The organism is Robertkochia solimangrovi (assembly GCF_007279655.1).
GTDB lineage: Bacteria > Bacteroidota > Bacteroidia > Flavobacteriales > Flavobacteriaceae > Robertkochia > Robertkochia solimangrovi.
This window is the reverse complement of record NZ_QKWN01000008.1, coordinates 186,144-202,455: the sequence shown is the minus strand read 5'-3', so window position 1 is coordinate 202,455 and position 16,312 is coordinate 186,144. Positions and strand designations below refer to the sequence as shown.

Annotated in this window: 14 protein-coding genes; 4 read left to right on the top strand and 10 right to left on the bottom strand. The window is 43.2% G+C overall.

What is annotated here, in order from left to right:
• Nucleotide 1: 1 nt before the first annotated feature.
• The 4 genes from DMZ48_RS12485 to DMZ48_RS12470 are packed head-to-tail and all read right to left on the bottom strand — an operon-like array spanning nucleotide 2 to nucleotide 3,858.
• Nucleotides 2–1,159, bottom strand: coding sequence for a 3-dehydroquinate synthase (locus DMZ48_RS12485; RefSeq protein ID WP_143955487.1), 1,158 nt, complete (start codon nucleotides 1,157–1,159; stop codon nucleotides 2–4).
• A 10-nt stretch (nucleotides 1,160–1,169) separates the two neighbouring features.
• Nucleotides 1,170–2,075 (bottom strand): UbiA-like protein EboC, encoded by a 906-nt coding sequence (gene eboC / locus DMZ48_RS12480; RefSeq protein ID WP_143955486.1) that lies wholly within the window; start codon nucleotides 2,073–2,075, stop codon nucleotides 1,170–1,172.
• Entirely contained in the window at nucleotides 2,075–2,983 is a 909-nt protein-coding gene (locus DMZ48_RS12475) for a TatD family hydrolase (protein ID WP_143955485.1), read from the bottom strand. The genes eboC and DMZ48_RS12475 overlap by 1 nt, the downstream gene beginning before the upstream one ends.
• 2 nt (nucleotides 2,984–2,985) lie before the next feature.
• Nucleotides 2,986–3,858, bottom strand: a complete 873-nt coding sequence (locus DMZ48_RS12470; RefSeq protein WP_143955484.1) for an EboA domain-containing protein — start codon at nucleotides 3,856–3,858, stop codon at nucleotides 2,986–2,988.
• A 220-nt stretch (nucleotides 3,859–4,078) separates the two neighbouring features.
• Between DMZ48_RS12470 and DMZ48_RS12465 the strand changes: the two genes are divergently transcribed.
• Nucleotides 4,079–4,660 carry a MiaE family protein gene (locus DMZ48_RS12465; RefSeq protein ID WP_143955562.1) on the top strand — a complete coding sequence of 194 codons (582 nt, stop codon included), beginning with the start codon at nucleotides 4,079–4,081 and terminating at the stop codon, nucleotides 4,658–4,660.
• Here DMZ48_RS12465 and DMZ48_RS12460 read toward each other — a convergent pair.
• Genes DMZ48_RS12460 through DMZ48_RS12450 form a run of 3 tightly spaced genes read right to left on the bottom strand, consistent with a single transcriptional unit; the run spans nucleotide 4,657 to nucleotide 8,169 of the window.
• Nucleotides 4,657–5,562 (bottom strand): Ppx/GppA phosphatase family protein, encoded by a 906-nt coding sequence (locus DMZ48_RS12460; protein WP_143955483.1) that lies wholly within the window; start codon nucleotides 5,560–5,562, stop codon nucleotides 4,657–4,659. The two genes, DMZ48_RS12465 and DMZ48_RS12460, sit on opposite strands and share 4 nt — an antisense overlap.
• A 12-nt stretch (nucleotides 5,563–5,574) precedes the next feature.
• The gene (gene ppk1 / locus DMZ48_RS12455; protein ID WP_143955482.1) at nucleotides 5,575–7,677 is read right to left on the bottom strand and encodes a polyphosphate kinase 1; all 2,103 of its coding nucleotides are present in this window, start codon (nucleotides 7,675–7,677) and stop codon (nucleotides 5,575–5,577) included.
• The gene (locus DMZ48_RS12450) at nucleotides 7,678–8,169 is read right to left on the bottom strand and encodes a SixA phosphatase family protein (RefSeq protein WP_143955481.1); all 492 of its coding nucleotides are present in this window, start codon (nucleotides 8,167–8,169) and stop codon (nucleotides 7,678–7,680) included.
• A gap of 224 nt (nucleotides 8,170–8,393) precedes the next feature.
• On the opposite strand from DMZ48_RS12450, the gene DMZ48_RS12445 reads away from it, so the two are divergent.
• The 3 genes from DMZ48_RS12445 to DMZ48_RS12435 are packed head-to-tail and all read left to right on the top strand — an operon-like array spanning nucleotide 8,394 to nucleotide 14,017.
• Nucleotides 8,394–11,138 (top strand): T9SS type B sorting domain-containing protein, encoded by a 2,745-nt coding sequence (locus DMZ48_RS12445; RefSeq protein ID WP_143955480.1) that lies wholly within the window; start codon nucleotides 8,394–8,396, stop codon nucleotides 11,136–11,138.
• A gap of 18 nt (nucleotides 11,139–11,156) precedes the next feature.
• Nucleotides 11,157–12,080 carry a PorP/SprF family type IX secretion system membrane protein gene (locus DMZ48_RS12440; RefSeq protein WP_143955479.1) on the top strand — a complete coding sequence of 308 codons (924 nt, stop codon included), beginning with the start codon at nucleotides 11,157–11,159 and terminating at the stop codon, nucleotides 12,078–12,080.
• An 11-nt stretch (nucleotides 12,081–12,091) separates the two neighbouring features.
• The gene (locus tag DMZ48_RS12435; RefSeq protein ID WP_143955478.1) at nucleotides 12,092–14,017 is read left to right on the top strand and encodes an OmpA family protein; all 1,926 of its coding nucleotides are present in this window, start codon (nucleotides 12,092–12,094) and stop codon (nucleotides 14,015–14,017) included.
• Between the two features lie 110 nt (nucleotides 14,018–14,127).
• Here DMZ48_RS12435 and DMZ48_RS12430 read toward each other — a convergent pair whose 3' ends face one another.
• From DMZ48_RS12430 to DMZ48_RS12420, 3 genes are all read right to left on the bottom strand, one after another.
• A complete protein-coding gene (locus tag DMZ48_RS12430) occupies nucleotides 14,128–14,631 on the bottom strand; it encodes a CAP domain-containing protein (RefSeq protein ID WP_143955477.1) in 504 nt (167 codons plus the stop codon).
• Between the two features lie 99 nt (nucleotides 14,632–14,730).
• Entirely contained in the window at nucleotides 14,731–15,384 is a 654-nt protein-coding gene (gene pdxH / locus DMZ48_RS12425) for a pyridoxamine 5'-phosphate oxidase (RefSeq protein WP_143955476.1), read from the bottom strand.
• Nucleotides 15,385–15,395: 11 nt separating this feature from the next.
• Nucleotides 15,396–16,307 (bottom strand): ribonuclease Z, encoded by a 912-nt coding sequence (locus DMZ48_RS12420; RefSeq protein WP_143955475.1) that lies wholly within the window; start codon nucleotides 16,305–16,307, stop codon nucleotides 15,396–15,398.
• Nucleotides 16,308–16,312 lie beyond the last annotated feature (5 nt).

Here is a 16,312-nt window from a genome sequence, read left to right as displayed (position 1 = left end):
TCTACTTTAACTGTGGTAACTCTTTTAACATTTTCATAGCTACAGTCATAAGTTCGGGGTCGATATGGTGAACGTCTTTGCGCTCTCCGATCCCGGTAAGTAAAGGAATGGTCAACTTTCCACCGAGATGTTCTCTGAATTCGTCTAGTCCGTTTAACAGATCGGACTCTCTTACCCCTTCGGGTATTGAGATATCAAAACCTGCATTCAGTAAGGTCTGTTTTATGTCCTTCATTACGTCTTCCTCCAACATACCGCAAAGATGACTGTAGGTTACATCCAGAGCGATCCCTATGGCAACAGCTTCACCATGCCGGCATTCAAATTCAGTGATTTGTTCTATTTTATGTGCAGCCCAGTGTCCGAAATCCAATGGTCTGGAAGAACCAGACTCAAACGGATCCCCCTGTTCTGCAATATGTTCCATATGCAATTCAGCACAGCGGTAAATAAGTCTTTTCATCGGTTCCCATTCCCGGTTCTTCAGGGCATGGGCTTCCTTCCTTAGAAAAGAGTAAAATTCGGCATCTCTGATCAATGCTACTTTAACCGCCTCTGAGATTCCGCCCCTCCAGTCACGATCTTCAAGTGTTGAAAGGAAATTCCAATCATTGATCACTGCAAAAGGGGGTGCAAAGGTTCCCAGAAAATTCTTTTTTCCCAGATAATTAAAACTGTTCTTAACCCCAACTCCCGAATCATTCTGTGATAATACGGTAGTAGGGATCCTGATAAAGCGAACACCCCTGTGCGCCGTTGCCGCTGCAAAACCAACCATATCCAAAATAGCTCCTCCACCGATAGCGATCACAAAGGAATGTCTGCAGATACTATTCTTTTCGATCGCTTCCAGGACTTTATTCAAATGCTTACTATCGTTCTTACATTGTTCTCCACCCGGAATTACCAGTTTTTGGGTAAGCCGGATCACATCGCTGAACTTTTTACAATAAGCGTTGATCTCATCTGATAAGTATTCATGACTTTGATAAACATTCTCATCGATCACAAACATCACCTTTTTAGGGAATTCTCCTTCAGACCGAAGCAAAAGATCCTTTAAAAGGTCATTGCTGAAATCAAAAAGACTATCGGTGAAAAGCAATGAATATTCATAGCTTACCTTAAATGACTTAGTAATGGTTCCGAAATTTTTCATAACAATAGTTTCAGGTTACTGCAAATTGTTTAGACAGTACAAAGGATAAGGGAAGCAGCAAAAGCATACCCAGACTAAACCACCATTGAGAAAAGCCTGCAGCGATACATGCATCCATCACGATCAAGGCGATGACACCTGCTTTTACAGCTCCCTTGATATTCAAGGGCGAATTATCTTTAAAAGCCTTCAAAAGAGGCTTGTATATCATGACAGCGAACACCACAATAAAAGGTATAACCTGTAGGATGTGATGTTTTCCGAAAATTGCCAGTTGCAGGATCATCAGGATCACAAGTCCGTAAATAATACTAGCCAGCGCAATATTAGACCGATTATTTCCATGAACCTCACCTCTGCTGATCATGGTAATTGCCGCGATATAAAAGACCGGGATCACCATGATCCACCATTGTTCGAAATGCCCCAGAATGGCCATTCCCAGCAACAGATTCAGTCCGCGGCATAACCCCATATTCAGAGGTCCGAATAGTTTATGATGTTTTGCCCATGCATCATAAGACAGGATACTGCAAACCAACAAAATAGAAATAATACCGCATTTGTTATTCACCAGAAAGCTCAGTACCACTCCTAAAAAAAGCAACAGGTTTCCAAAAAGCATAGCACCCTTCAAAGAAACCTTTCCGGAAGGTATGGGCCTTTCGGGGCGCTCTTTAAGGTCAAGCTCGAAATCGAATACATCGTTGAGCACAACGCCACCGGCATACAGGCAGATCGAGGCCAGAACTAAAAAAAGTAAAGGTTTCAAGATCAGAACCGGTTCTGTGTCTGATGAAAGAAATAAATCGGCAGCCCCTGCCACAGTAGCTCCGGCCAAAATATCAGCCATTGCCGTGGGAAGATTTGCCGGCCTCATCAACCGAATGTACCCTAAAACGGTTTCCTTTTTCATCAAACTATTTTTTCCTGGTCGATACGAGGCTGCTGACCTCGTAACACGCTGTTATCATTAAAAAGTTCACGCTGATCGATACCTCCGGCACCCAGCCAATCACTTTCTTTCATTCTTCCATTCTTACCAAAAGCATCGAGTGCATTCTGATAGCATGTTTTTATAACATCTTCGCGGGCAATACCGCTTCTCAACATCAATCCAGCTGTTTTTGGCACTGCGAGAGGATCGCTAACCCCCCAATCTGCAGAGCTGTCAACAATTATATTATCGCTTCCGAAACGCCTAACCACTTCTACCATCCGTTCATTTCCCATTTTTGTTTTGGGATAAATGGTAAATGCTGCGATAAAGCCGCGATCAAGCACTTCCTTAACAGTTTCTTCATTGTTATGATCGATTATCACCATAGACGGATCCAATCCGTGCTCCAGACACACCTCCATACTTTTAATCGTTCCGGCTTTTTTATCACGGTGTGGCGTATGTACCTGAACGACCATATTGTACTCCCGGGCCATCTCCAGTTGCATACGGAAATATTTATCCTCTGTAGGGGTTTGATCATCATATCCGATCTCTCCTATCGCTACAACATTTTCCTTAAAAAGATAAAGGGGCAATAAATCCATCACTTGTTCAGCAAGAGCTTCATTATTCGCCTCTTTTGAATTCAGACCTATGGTACAATAATGTTTGATTCCGAACTGACTGGCACGAAAAGGCTCCCAGCCAACCAGGCTGCTGTAGTAATCCTGAAAAGACCCTACCTGGGTTCTCGGTTGTCCAAGCCAAAAAGAAGGCTCGATTATCGCAACAACACCTGCTGCAGCCATCGCTTCATAATCATCCGTGGTGCGGGACGTCATATGAACATGCGGATCAATGAACATTAATTTTTCTTCCATAATTAAGTGTTTAGGTTATTCCAGTTAATACTTTCCGATCGTAAACGTTCCGGATCGGGGCTGTGTAAAACAAGTAATTCGGCTGCCTCAGGAGTATCAGCTGCAGCACAAACCAGTAATGCCGCCTTGTTTTCTGCGGGATCATCACTGTTTATCAATCTTTTTATATCATTCAGAATTGTCGGATCCAAAAATTTCGCAACGGGTCTCCATATCATCGGATCGATAGTTCTACCCGCCGCCCAACGTTCATGAGCATAATCGGAGATAATACGGGTAAGTTCAGCATTAGCCCGATCCTCTACATACATAATCTTCTGTAATGGTCGTTGCATAAAGGCCGCTTTGAGATACATCTGATTCCATTGCTGCTCATTGAAATACAAAGCAGGATACGGATTTTCCAGACTGATCGCATCGAATATATCTGAAATATTCGTACGCAAAGCCTCCACCGCGGTAAACCTGTATTCTTCAGGATTAGGTAAAAGCACCAGAAACTTCAAAAAGCTTTCCAACTCCTTTCGGTCTGCCACCTCGATCAGATGCTGCACCTTGTCTCTGAAAAATTCCGGGTCCGCATCAAGAACAAAATTCAACAACAGGATACGGGCCACTTCATAGGCTTTCGCATCGTGCGTATACAGGTACTGATCCAGCTTGTCATCAGAAGTAGAAAGCAAGGCAGGAGTATCAGAAAATCGTTGTCGAATAAGCGTATAGGTCAGATAGAAATCACGGGTAGACTGTTTTTCTACAAGGTCTTCCATCTGTATTTGTAACCATAGAACTTCCTTATCGGAAGCCACGGATTTCAGAATTTCCTCCAGATGAGAAACAGCATTTTTGTTCAATATGGGATTGTTTGCAATCATGGTGTTGGTTTATCTGCTGGTTTACTGTCCCATATCAATTTTAGGAACAGAGGGGTATTTAAAATTATAGATTATGCTGTATGAAGCTTTTTAACATCGACAAAAACTATATATAATCGTTATAACACTTTTGCACATGAAACACCAACAGGGAGAATCCATGAGGAAGTTAAAAACATTGAAATTCCTTACCTTTGCGGCAACATTAAACCTTCAAAAAATGCTGGGACTCAAACTTCCTACCGATCCGAGATGGGTGAATATCGTGGAAAAGAACATCGAAGAAATCCTTACCGATCACGCCTACTGCGAACAAAAAGCGACCAGTACAGCGATCTCTATGATCGTGCTCTTTCCTGAATATACAGAATTGGTTCAGGCGATGACCGCATTGGTAAAGGAGGAGATCAGTCATTTCAAAATGGTTCACGAAAAGATCATCGAACGCGGCTGGGTATTGGGACGCGATCGCAAGGATGAATATGTGAATCAGCTGATGAAATTTTTCCCGAAAGGAGGTAGTCGCGTCACATTCATGGTTCATAAATTATTGTATGCAGCCCTGATTGAAGCCAGGAGTTGCGAACGCTTTCGTCTGCTTTCTGAAAATATCGCCGATAAGGAACTGGCAGAATTCTATCGGAACCTCATGGTCAGTGAAGCGAATCATTATACAATGTTTCTGGGATTTGCCCGAAAATATGGAGATCGCGAAGAAGTTGACAAAAAATGGCAGGCGCTTTTGGAGTATGAAGCCCAGATCATGAAAGATCTCGGCAAAAAAGAAACTATACACGGTTAGTGTTGCTCCAATTCTTCCTTTTCTCGATTATATAATAATTTAATGATCCCATCAGACAACCCTATCTTCGGCACATGGATCTTTTTGGCTCCGCTCCATTTGGAAGCGTTCAGATAGATGCGTGAAGCCGGTATGATCACATCTGCGCGATCTGGATTCAATCCGAGTTCAGAGATACGTTCATCATAGGAAAGCTCCTGAAGGAATTGGTACTGGGCATTCAGATAAATATAGGAAAGCGGTTCTCCGGGTTTTCTTCCGGACATCTTAAAAAGCTTATTGATATTCCCTCCGGATCCGATGATTGCTATACTCTTGTATTTTCTGGCCTGAGCCTTGATCCATTTCTCGATATCCTTCCAGGTCTCCGGAGTTATCATTTCATTTAGGAGTCTTACCGTCCCTATTTTGTAGGATCTGGAATTTACGATCTTACCATCACTGAAGATCGTAAACTCGGTACTACCACCTCCCACATCCACATAGAGATAGTTCTTATTTTTATCGATGAGTTCATTGAGATCGGTAGATGCGATGATCGCAGCTTCTTCTTTTCCATCGATGATCTCGATATCGATGCCCGATTTATTTTTTACCATTTCCACCAGGTCTTCACCATTAGAAGCCTCCCGCATCGCGGAAGTAGCGCAGGCCATATATTTCTCTACGCCCTGTACCTTCATCAGGTATTTAAAAGCTTTCATGGTATCGACCATACGAGACATGTTATTGGGGGAGATCCTGCCCATGGTAAAAGAATCCTGTCCGAGACGTACAGGCACCCTCACCAGGGAACTCTTTTTGAACTGTGTTTCCTTTCCCGGGTTTTCTATGACATTATTGATCAATAATCTCACGGCATTGGACCCAATATCGATCGCTGCAAATTTCCGTATTCTCAATGTGCGTCTTCTTTAATTTACAACTGCTTTCTTTAAATAATACTCATAGGTTGCGAACTGTGATCTGACCTTAGCGAGATTGTTCTTCTTATAGGCATTATCATGCTTTTCAGAAAATACTCTGGCTTTCACGTTATCCGACCAACAGATCTCATAAGTATCCATCAATTCCTTTTTAATATCCGGATCGTAGATCGGAACCCCTACTTCTACCCTAAAATCCAGGTTACGCGTCATCCAGTCCGCAGAAGATATGAACACTTTCGGATCGTTGTTATTACAGAAGATGAAAAGTCTCGTGTGTTCCAGAAAACGGTCAACAATACTTATTGCTTCTATATTCTCGCTCATTCCCGGCACCCCCGGAATAAGACAACAGGTTCCGCGGATGATCATCTGAACCCTCACACCTTCACGACTCGCCTCATACAACTTATCAACCATCTTATAGCTGGTAAAGCTGTTCATTTTAATCTTAATATAGGCAGGTCGTCCTGCTCTGGCATTATCGATCTCCCTTTGGATCAACTTACCGAATACGCTTTTCGTATAATGAGGAGACACGATCAAATGCTTGTATTTATTGATCTTATAATTGGTTTCAAAGAAATCAAACACCCTGATCAGCTCCTTTAAGATCGACTGATCAGCCGTAAACAATGTATAATCGGTATAGATCCTGGCAGTGGCTTCATTGAAGTTTCCGGTACTGATAAATCCGTAACGCTGTAATCTACCGGCCTCCTCTCTTTCGATCACGCAGATCTTACTGTGCACTTTCAGTCCTTGGACTCCGAAGATCAGTTTTACGCCTTCCGATTGCAATTGTTCGGCGTACTGAATATTCGCTTCTTCATCAAAACGTGCCTGTAATTCGATCTGCACGGTCACGTCCTTTCCGTTCTTTACCGCATTGATCAGTGAACTAGCGACCTGTGAATTTTCAGCCAGTCTATACACTGTAATCTTGATAGATTTAACCGCAGGATCGATGGCTGCCTCCCTGAGAAACTTAATTACATAAGAAAAAGTATGGTAGGGTGCATACTGAAGAAAGTCCTTATTCGCTATCTGTGAAAACAGACTCACCTCCATGTTCAGTCCTTTAATCGGTAATGGAGGAAAGCGCTTATACATCAGATCCTGACGTCCCAGGCTTGGGAAATTCATATAATCACGACGGTTGTGATACCGCCCTCCGGGGATCACACTATCGGTATCATCGATCCTCAGTTTATGTTTCAAAAAGGAAAGCGTATCCTTATCGATACTCTTATCATAAACGAAACGAACCGGTTCACTGATCTTTCTTCCTTTTACGCTGGAAGATATCTTTTCGATAAAACTCTTACTAAGGTCACTGTCGATATCCAATTCGGCATCCCGGGTAATCTTGATCATGTGGGCCGACAACGATTCATATGGGAATATGTTGAAAATACTGCCCAGACAGTATCGTATCAGGTCGTCGAGAATTATGATATAATGTTTTTCTCCCTGGTCCGGCAATACGACAAAACGATCCACAGTTTTAGGAATCTCCACTAAAGCGTAGCGTATCTCCCTTTTAGGCGGTGCGATAAAATTCCGAACTCCTTTAGCCTCCTTCTCCGGCTTCAACACCATCTTTACTGCCAGGTAGCCGGCGCTATCCCTTAAATTTGGCATACTGGTAAGGTCGTTAAGCATGATCGTCGCCAGTGCGGGACTCACCTTTTCCATAAAGTAAGTTCTGATGAATTCACTCTGTTCAGGTGTAACTTCCGTTTCATTGATCATATAGATATTCTCACCTTCCAACTCCTGTTCAATGGCACTCAGGATCTTCAGACTTTCTGTTTGCTGATTGATTACGATCTGAGTAATGTCATCCATCAGATCAGTAGCCTTGGCACCACCAAGCACACTTTTACCTGTTTTCCCTGACAGTGCAATACGCTTAACGGTAGCATAGCGCACTTTGAAGAATTCATCCAGATTATTGGAAAAAATACCGAGAAAACGAAGTCTTTCAATAAGTGGAACCGATATATCGGCAGCCTCCTGCAGAACGCGAGCGTTGAAGTGAAGCCAGCTGATCTCACGGTTGATGTACTGGTTTTTTATTTCATCCATTTAACGAAGTAGCTTTGGAAATACTGTTAATTCTGTCTCCCCTCTTTTAAGATCTCTCCAGCTCTCGGCTTCAAACCGAATATGGACCAATCCTGCGGTGGGAAGATTATCGATCATTTCATTCCCAAATATATTAGAAATTGAGGTGAATGCATCATTATGACCAAAAATCATTACACTTTCAATCCCGTCATCGATACTTCGTATAAAACTTTCCACTTTACTCCCGCCGAAATCATACAATTCATCTTCCAGCAACAGATGCTCAAACGGCAGGTGCAGGGTACGCATCATAATTACGCACGTATGTAACGCCCGGTTTGCCGGACTGGAATATACCTGCTGAGGCATTGGAATCCTGTCTTTCACATAGGCTCCTACACGGGCAGCATCTAAAATTCCACGCTCCTGAAGCGGGCGGTCAATATCATTAACATGGGCATCCCAGGAAGATTTCCCGTGACGCATCAGAGTCAGCGTACGTTGGTTCATAGACTGTGATTTATATTCTATACTCCTTAAAGTTAATTTGTTTATGAACGATAAAAAATACTTTTCGACAATTTTTTTTGTGGGAATTTCCTCCTGTTTGTTCTTTTACATCGGATTTTAATAGCACTTATGATCCTTATCCCTGACTGATTAAATCCCGACAGCTCCCAAAGCTTTCAGACATTCTACTTGCTATAGGTAAAAGCAACCCTAAACTATGTTATATGATTAAACTTTTACCTTTACAACTTTTGTTAGTGGTTTTCGTAGGTGTACTTTCACTTACTCCCGGGATTGCGTTGGGTTCAGTACTTTCAAGCACAGAATTTCAAGCCATAGCCCAGGAACCAGTTACGAATGTAAAAGCCATGGATCCACAAAAAGACACAGCGATCCAGGCACCGGAAGATGTCAGTTTTCAATGTGCAGCCGATTTTCTACCCTGCATGGATTTTGAAAACGTGACCGACCCTTCAGCCATCGGACTTGCCGGTAAGACCGTCTACGTGACGGCAGGCTCAAAAGGTGGTACAAGATTTCCCAACATTTTCGATTCTTCAAATCCGGCATCACTGGATACAGACCTGGGAACTCCAAATTCTGATTTTGGAGGAAATGGAATCGGTATTGGAGGGAATGCTGGCTCAGCACATCCTAATTTTATTCCTCAAGATAATATTATTGTCGTTCAGGATCCTAAATACGACTATCCTAATGACGTTGCCGAATTTGGCACGTTCATAGAATTCGATTTCAGCGAGTTCGGAGGTGTCGATCTGGGATATCTGGCACTGGTTGATATCGAAGAAGATCAGCATACCAGTGTTCAGGGTTTTGATATCGACGGGAATATTATCAAAGAGATCCCTTTGATCGAAACCGGCGATAATGGTGCGACCACCCTTACCCTTGAAGGTTTCGATAATGTCTATCGTTTAAGGATCGTATTGAACGGTTCAGGAGCGATCGCTTCAATTTGCTTTGAAAATTCAGAATTCTACTCGGGTGAACCGGAAGTTGCCATCGATGAGGAAGATCTTGCCGGCGTATATTTCTCCGACCAAAAGATCTACGGTGATTGTGGTTTATCACAAATAATCAGAACCTGGGTAGCAGTCGAGAATAACGGAACTACGCATTCCGATGTACAGACCATAACTTTCGCCGATACCACGGCTCCCGTTTTCAATGAAACTTTACCTGAGAATCTGGAATTATGTTGTGAAACCATTCCGGACCCAGTGGTGCTTACCGCAACCGACAATTGCGATTCGGAAGTGGAAGTGGTTTATACCGAAGAGATCACCTGGAGTGAGGAATGCGAATGGAATCGCGTCATCGAACGCACCTGGACAGCCACCGATTGTGCCGGAAATGAAACGGTTCATCATCAGACAGTCAATGTATTTGATACCATGAAACCGAAATTCCGTGGACAGTTACCGGAAGATATCACCGTGAGTTGTAATGCGATCCCTGAGGCTCCGCAATTGGTAGCAGAAGATCTTTGCAGTGAAACTGTGACGATCACTTTGGAAGAAACCATGATCGATATCGATGAGGCTTGTCCTAACAACTATACCCTGGTTAGAACCTGGAGCGCGACCGATTGTAGCGGAAATACTAAAACACATACACAACATATCTATGTTAAAGATGAACAAGCGCCAGAATTCGACGTATTGCCAGAGACTACATTGAATGCAAGCTGCGGAAATATTCCGGAACCTGCGGTGCTTACAGCAACAGACAATTGCGATCTGCAAACGATCGAAGTAACCTTTGATGAAAAGATCAACACCTCAGGTAGTGAATGCCCGGGAACCTATACGATTATCCGTACCTGGAGTGCTTCGGATTGTTCAGGTAATGAAGCGGTATTCACGCAAACCATCAACGTTATTGATGATACTGCGCCTGAATTTGTAGAAACCTTACCTCAGGATATCACCGTAAATTGTAGCGAAGTACCGGAGGCCATTGAGCTGACCGCAACCGATGGTTGTGACAGTACTCCGGAAGTCACCTTCGAAGAAACGGAAGGCACCTTCTCCGACTGCAGTGCCGGGAAGACCCTTGTTCGTACCTGGACCGCAAAAGATTGCTCAGGAAATACAGTTTCGCATACACAAACGATCACAATCATAGATAATGTTCCACCAGTACTTATTTCAGAAACTCCTGCCGATGCAGATGTATTCTGCTCTGAAGTACCTTCCATACCCTCACTGGAATTCAGTGATGATTGCAATGGCAATGTAGAAGTGGCATTTGAGGAGATCAGTAATTACACAACTTCTGATGCAGATTATGAGATTACCCGTACCTGGACTGCTACCGATGTTTGCGGAAACGAAACTATCGTTACACAGAACATCTTTGTGGTGAATGATCCTGAAAAGATCACTGCTGCTCCGGTTAGTATCTGTATTGAAGATCAGGCGATCGATCTGATCGCACAGGCAGGTATGGACCTTGGCAGTAATGGAACCTGGGAAATGAATGGAAATCCCGTTACACTGGAAAACGGTTATATGGACCCATTCGATTATAATGTTGGCGAGTACATATTCACCTATAGAAGCACTGAGGGTGATTGTGGAACCATAGTCACCTTTAGTGTAAACATTCATGACGAATGTGTGGTACTCCCCTGTTCATCTGCTTCGGATATTTCTATTTCCAAAGCGGTAACCCCGAATGGTGATAGTTACAACGAATATTTCACTGTAAAAGGTGTGAATCAGGATTGCGGATTTACGTTGAAAGTAAGGATCTACAATCGTTGGGGAACGCTGGTTTACTCTTCAGACGATTACCGAAACGACTGGAATGGTCTCACGACCAACGGTTCGGTAGGTAGCGCAGATCGAGTTCCTGCAGGAACCTATTATTATGTAGTCACTTTATTGAACAGTGGCATTGACCCAATCACCGGATACCTATTAATGGGAACCGGATCCAACTAAACCAAAACCTGTGATGTTATGAAAGCAATGAATCGTATTTTGATTACAGGACTGCTCTTATTGTCTTCCTATGCGGGAGCGCAGCAATTACCGCAGTTCACTCAGTATATGTACAATACCATCTCTATAAATCCAGCCTATGCAGGATCAAGAGAGACCTTAAGCGTAGTCGCTTTATACAGAAGTCAATGGACCGGCTTTGAAGGGAGTCCACGAACCCTGACAGCGTCCATTCATTCACCTATGCGAAATGATAAGGTAGGACTAGGACTTTCCTTTATCAACGATAAACTCGGGTACGAGAATTTCTCGTATGTATATGGAGATTTCTCCTATACCATCAACACTGGCGTTGACAGTAAATTATCTTTCGGGTTGAAAGGTGGATTCACCCAATACACCCTGGATCAGGAATTTTTGAATGACCCATCGATCATCGATGATCCGTATTTCAATCAGAATTCCAATCGCATCAATCCGAATTTCGGAGCCGGAATTTACTGGCATACCTATAAATGGTATGTTGGATTATCCTCTCCAAGAATTCTGAACAGCGATTATAATGATGGGTCCGGATCCGATTTTGTACAATCAGAACGCTCCAGTTATTACCTTACCGGAGGTTACGTTTTCGAATTAAGCGATGCGGTGAAATTCAAACCAGCCACCCTTTTAAAAATGACCAATGGAGCTCCCCCTTCACTGGATCTGACAGCTAATTTCCTGTTCTATGAAAAATTCTGGCTGGGTGCATCCTATCGTTGGGATGATGCCATGGCTGCGATCGCCGATTTTCAGGTAACACCTTCATTGCGTATTGGATATGCATATGATTTTGCCACCTCGGAGATCCGCACCTATAACAAAGGTACCCACGAATTCTTTCTATTGTTCGATCTCAATCTGAACAATTCGAAATTTAAATCACCGAGATACTTTTAAATCCAGTGACCATGAAAACAAAACTAATAGTACTACTCATAGGTGCATTGCTTTTTCAAGGGTATGCACAGGCTCAGTACGGGCGACAAAAAAAGGCTGATGCCCTTTTCAATAAGTTCTCGTTTATCGAAGCTGCCGACACGTATAAAGAACTGATCGCAAATGATTATAATACGGATTACGCCTATAGAAAGCTTGCCGATTGTTATTTTATGATGCGTGATGCTGCCAATGCAGAAAAATACTATGCAAAGGTCGTTCAACAGGAAAACATTCCGATCGAGTACTACTACAATTACGCGGTAGTACTTCGGGGCATGGGAAAATATGAAGCCTCTGAAGAATGGGCAAAAAAATACAGAAAAGCCGGAGGAGACGGTAAACTGGTACGTGAATTAAAAGACGGAATCCAGCAAACCAACCTTATGGAATCATCGACACAGTATGAGATCGAAGAGGCTCCTTTCAATACCAAATACAGTGACTTTGGAGCCTATGTGCACGGTGGACAAGTTTATTTTGTTTCAGCCCGGCCAACAGCGGAAAATTCCAAAAAGATCTATAGCTGGAATCAGCAACCATTCCTGGAAATGTTTACCAAAGATGCCGACGGTACCATCAGTCCGGTGCAGGGAGATATCAATAGCAAATATCATGAAGGTCCGTTGAGTATCAGTCCTGACGGAAAGACCATGTACTTTTCGCGAAACAATTATCTGAACAAAAAGACCGGAAAGGATGACGATGGGGTCAGCAACCTGAAAATATACCAGGCAAAACTGATCGACGGAATGTGGCAGCAGATCACTGATCTGCCTTTCAACAGTGATGATTATTCGGTATCCCATCCTTCGTTAAGTCCGGATGGAAAAACATTGTTCTTTTCTTCCGATATGCCAGGTGGATACGGGAAGGCGGATCTGTATAAGGTGGCGGTACATTCCGATGGTAGTTTTGGCGAACTCATCAATCTGGGAGAAACCGTGAATACCGAAGGCAATGAGGTATTTCCTTTTGTTAACAAAGAACATAAACTATTCTTTTCATCCGACGGGCATCCCGGATATGGTTTGCTCGACATATTTGTAGCGCTATCAGATAATGATGGTGGCTACACGGAAGTACTAAATCTTGGAAAACCGATTAATAGCATCAAGGATGAGATCTCCTTTTTTATGGCTGATGACGGTTATTCCGGATACTTCTCTTCCAACCGTAACGAGGAACCCCAGAATGATGATATCTACACCTTCGAAAAGATTCTTCCGCTGATGTTAAGAGGGCACGTACGTGATTCGGTAAATTCTCAACCGATCGCGAATGCACGGGTAGCCTTACTTAAGGAAGACCAGGAGATCGCTTATCTGGAGACTGACGAGAACGGCTATTACGAGATCAATATCGATCGTGATTCCGATTACAGTCTTGCGGTCACCCATCCGAAATACAACAGTAATCACAAAGTGTTTACTTCCAAGGGAATCTCAAAAAGAACTACTGAAATCGTGGTTGATGTATTGTTATCACCGGTATTGGATCTGCATTTACTGGCAGACCTGAACACGATCTATTTTGATTTCGATCGTTACAATATCCGTGAGGATGCTGCTAAAGAATTGGACAAGGTCATTCGCCTTATGAACGACACCTATCCTAATATGGTTATGCGTCTTGAAGCACATACTGATTCCAGAGGTTCTGCAAGCTATAATGACAAACTTTCCATCGACCGTGCAAATTCAACCTATGACTATCTGGTCTCTCACGGACTTAGCAGGGACAGAGTGATCGCGCACAAGGGGTACGGAGAGACCAGACTCACCAATGGATGTGTGGATGGTGTTCATTGTGAGGAACCTCAACATCAGAAAAACAGGCGTACTGAATTCATAATCGTGAGTATGGACGGACAAGAGATCAGCGCCACAAACAAATAAACAAACCTGCCTTTATACAGCTGATAATAACATGTTCGCTAAATCAGAAAAGGAGTGATCAGGAACTAATTCCGTGCATCACTCCTTTTTGATTTTATGGATACAGATGATCAGATCTTCACGAAAATATTCGTGTAATAGACCTTACCATCTTTATTCTTCATCGCGCAAACCGTCATATGTGTATAGTCACCCTCGATATTGATACGGTGACTCTCGCTTTTAAGCCAGGCATTTACCACACCTTCGGCAGTACTGTAGGCATAGGCCACGTTCTCGGCAACTTCAGCCGCTCCCGCATTATCAACGAGATAAGCTTCCCGCTGAAAGAAAAAATCATGGTTCACTTTCCCGACACTGATCATGTAGTTCGTATGCTCTTCCGCCTTTAAATAAGCAACATCCAAAACCTTTAAAGGCTCCAGACCGACCTCTTCGCGGTGTGCATTTAAAAGGGAAACAATATCGCTCTGCAATGATGCTACGACATCTCCATCAGAATCTTTAGTGGGCATGTTTTCGGAAATATCTTCCGTTGTACAGGAAATGAGCGTGAGTATGCTCAGGAAAAGGATACAGATGAGGCTTCTGTCCTTTATAGCAAAAGTTTTCATAAGTTAGGTATAAGAATTAGGGACTACTAAAATAGAAGGCAATTCTTACCTAATATGTTAAAGAAATGTTAAAATAGATGAAATGCAACTTCTAACCTGTTAGGGAGCAAGTCGTTCCATGATCCAATTCCATTCAGCATCCAGTGTAAACCTTATTCTGTCATGCAGACGATTCGGTCTCCCCTGCCAGAATTCTATAGATATGGGTCTTATGAGATAACCGCCCCAATGCTCCGGACGATCGATAGGCTTCCCTTCGTAGGCATCTTCGAGTTTTTGAAGTTCAGATTCCAGAAACTCCCGAGACGGAATGACACTACTCTGTTCCGAAGCATGAGCGCCGAGCTGACTTCCCCGTGGGCGCGATTCAAAATAGCCATCAGAAAGATTAGGAGCCACCTTTTCCGCCTCTCCTTTAATGATGATTTGTCGTTCCAGCACAGGCCAGAAAAATGAGAGACAAACGTGATTATTCGCAGCGATCGCCTTTCCTTTTTCACTGTTATAATTCGAATAGAAGATAAACCCTTCTTCATTGTAGCGCTTTAGCAATACCACCCTGCTTTTCGGAAATCCATCTGCACCTATCGTAGAGACTGTCATGGCATTTGCTTCATCCACACCATCTTCAGCTTCTGCTTCGCAGAACCAGGTACGGAACAACTGCATCGGATTATCGGAAATGGTATTTTCCGTAAGCGCACTCTTCTCGTAAGTTTTTCTGTAATTACCAAGGTCCTGTTCTTCGTTCATCGTATTATGATTTAAGGTTCCAAAGTGATCTCCACACCGTCATCGGCAAGGATCACGTCCGAAAATTCAGTTTCAGCTTCATCCCTGAAAGCATTCAGATTGTCATATCGAGTTGAATAATGTCCGAGCACCAATTTTTTAACGCCCGCCCGAGAAGCAATCTGAGCCGCTTGTCGTGCCGTTGAATGTCCGGTAACTCCAGCAAGGTCACTGTGCTGCTCCAAAAAAGTAGATTCGTGATACAACAGGTCAACGCCGCTGATAAGCGGAATTATCGCTTCGCTAAAAGCCGTATCACTGCAAAAGGCATAGGATCGTACCGGTTTAGCATCAAAAGAAACGTCTGCATTAGGAATCACATAGCCATCATCCATAACCACGTCCTTTCCGAGTTTGATGTTTCTGAAATAACATTTATCGACATTCAACCGGGTGACTGCCTCCACATTAAGTCTTCGTTCACCGGGCTTTTCCTTAAAGAGAAAGCCATTGGTATAGATCCTGTGAGCCAGCGGGATGGTAGTGACAGCGATCTTTTCATCCTCAAAGATGAGCTCGGGTTCTGTGGATGTCAGTTCATGAAAGACCAGCGGAAAGTTTGTCCAAGATTTCCCAACCTTGAGCATGATGGTCAGTGCCTCCTTAATACCTTTGGGACCATAGATATGTAGTGGGGCTTCCCTTCCCAACAATCGAAAGGTTGATACCAATCCGGGTAATCCGAAAAAATGATCTCCATGAAGATGGGAGATGAACACATGACGGATTCTCGAAAATTTGATCTTCTGTTTTCTGAGTTGCACTTGAGTACCCTCACCGCAATCGATTAGAAACAGATGATTTCTGATTTCCAATATCTGAGCAGTGGGATTGGTAAGCGTGCGCGGAGTAGCACTATAACATCCCAGAATCGTTAATTTCATTTAAA

Coding starts and splice junctions, on each gene's coding strand:
- DMZ48_RS12435 (WP_143955478.1), top strand. CDS start 12,092: ATGAAAACAAAACTAATAGTACTACTCATAGGTGCATTGCTTTTTCAA.
- DMZ48_RS12485 (WP_143955487.1), bottom strand. CDS start 1,159: ATGAAAAATTTCGGAACCATTACTAAGTCATTTAAGGTAAGCTATGAA.
- DMZ48_RS12430 (WP_143955477.1), bottom strand. CDS start 14,631: ATGAAAACTTTTGCTATAAAGGACAGAAGCCTCATCTGTATCCTTTTC.
- DMZ48_RS12450 (WP_143955481.1), bottom strand. CDS start 8,169: ATGAACCAACGTACGCTGACTCTGATGCGTCACGGGAAATCTTCCTGG.
- DMZ48_RS12470 (WP_143955484.1), bottom strand. CDS start 3,858: ATGATTGCAAACAATCCCATATTGAACAAAAATGCTGTTTCTCATCTG.
- DMZ48_RS12445 (WP_143955480.1), top strand. CDS start 8,394: ATGATTAAACTTTTACCTTTACAACTTTTGTTAGTGGTTTTCGTAGGT.
- eboC (WP_143955486.1), bottom strand. CDS start 2,075: ATGAAAAAGGAAACCGTTTTAGGGTACATTCGGTTGATGAGGCCGGCA.
- pdxH (WP_143955476.1), bottom strand. CDS start 15,384: ATGAACGAAGAACAGGACCTTGGTAATTACAGAAAAACTTACGAGAAG.
- DMZ48_RS12465 (WP_143955562.1), top strand. CDS start 4,079: ATGCTGGGACTCAAACTTCCTACCGATCCGAGATGGGTGAATATCGTG.
- DMZ48_RS12475 (WP_143955485.1), bottom strand. CDS start 2,983: ATGGAAGAAAAATTAATGTTCATTGATCCGCATGTTCATATGACGTCC.
- ppk1 (WP_143955482.1), bottom strand. CDS start 7,677: ATGGATGAAATAAAAAACCAGTACATCAACCGTGAGATCAGCTGGCTT.
- DMZ48_RS12420 (WP_143955475.1), bottom strand. CDS start 16,307: ATGAAATTAACGATTCTGGGATGTTATAGTGCTACTCCGCGCACGCTT.
- DMZ48_RS12440 (WP_143955479.1), top strand. CDS start 11,157: ATGAAAGCAATGAATCGTATTTTGATTACAGGACTGCTCTTATTGTCT.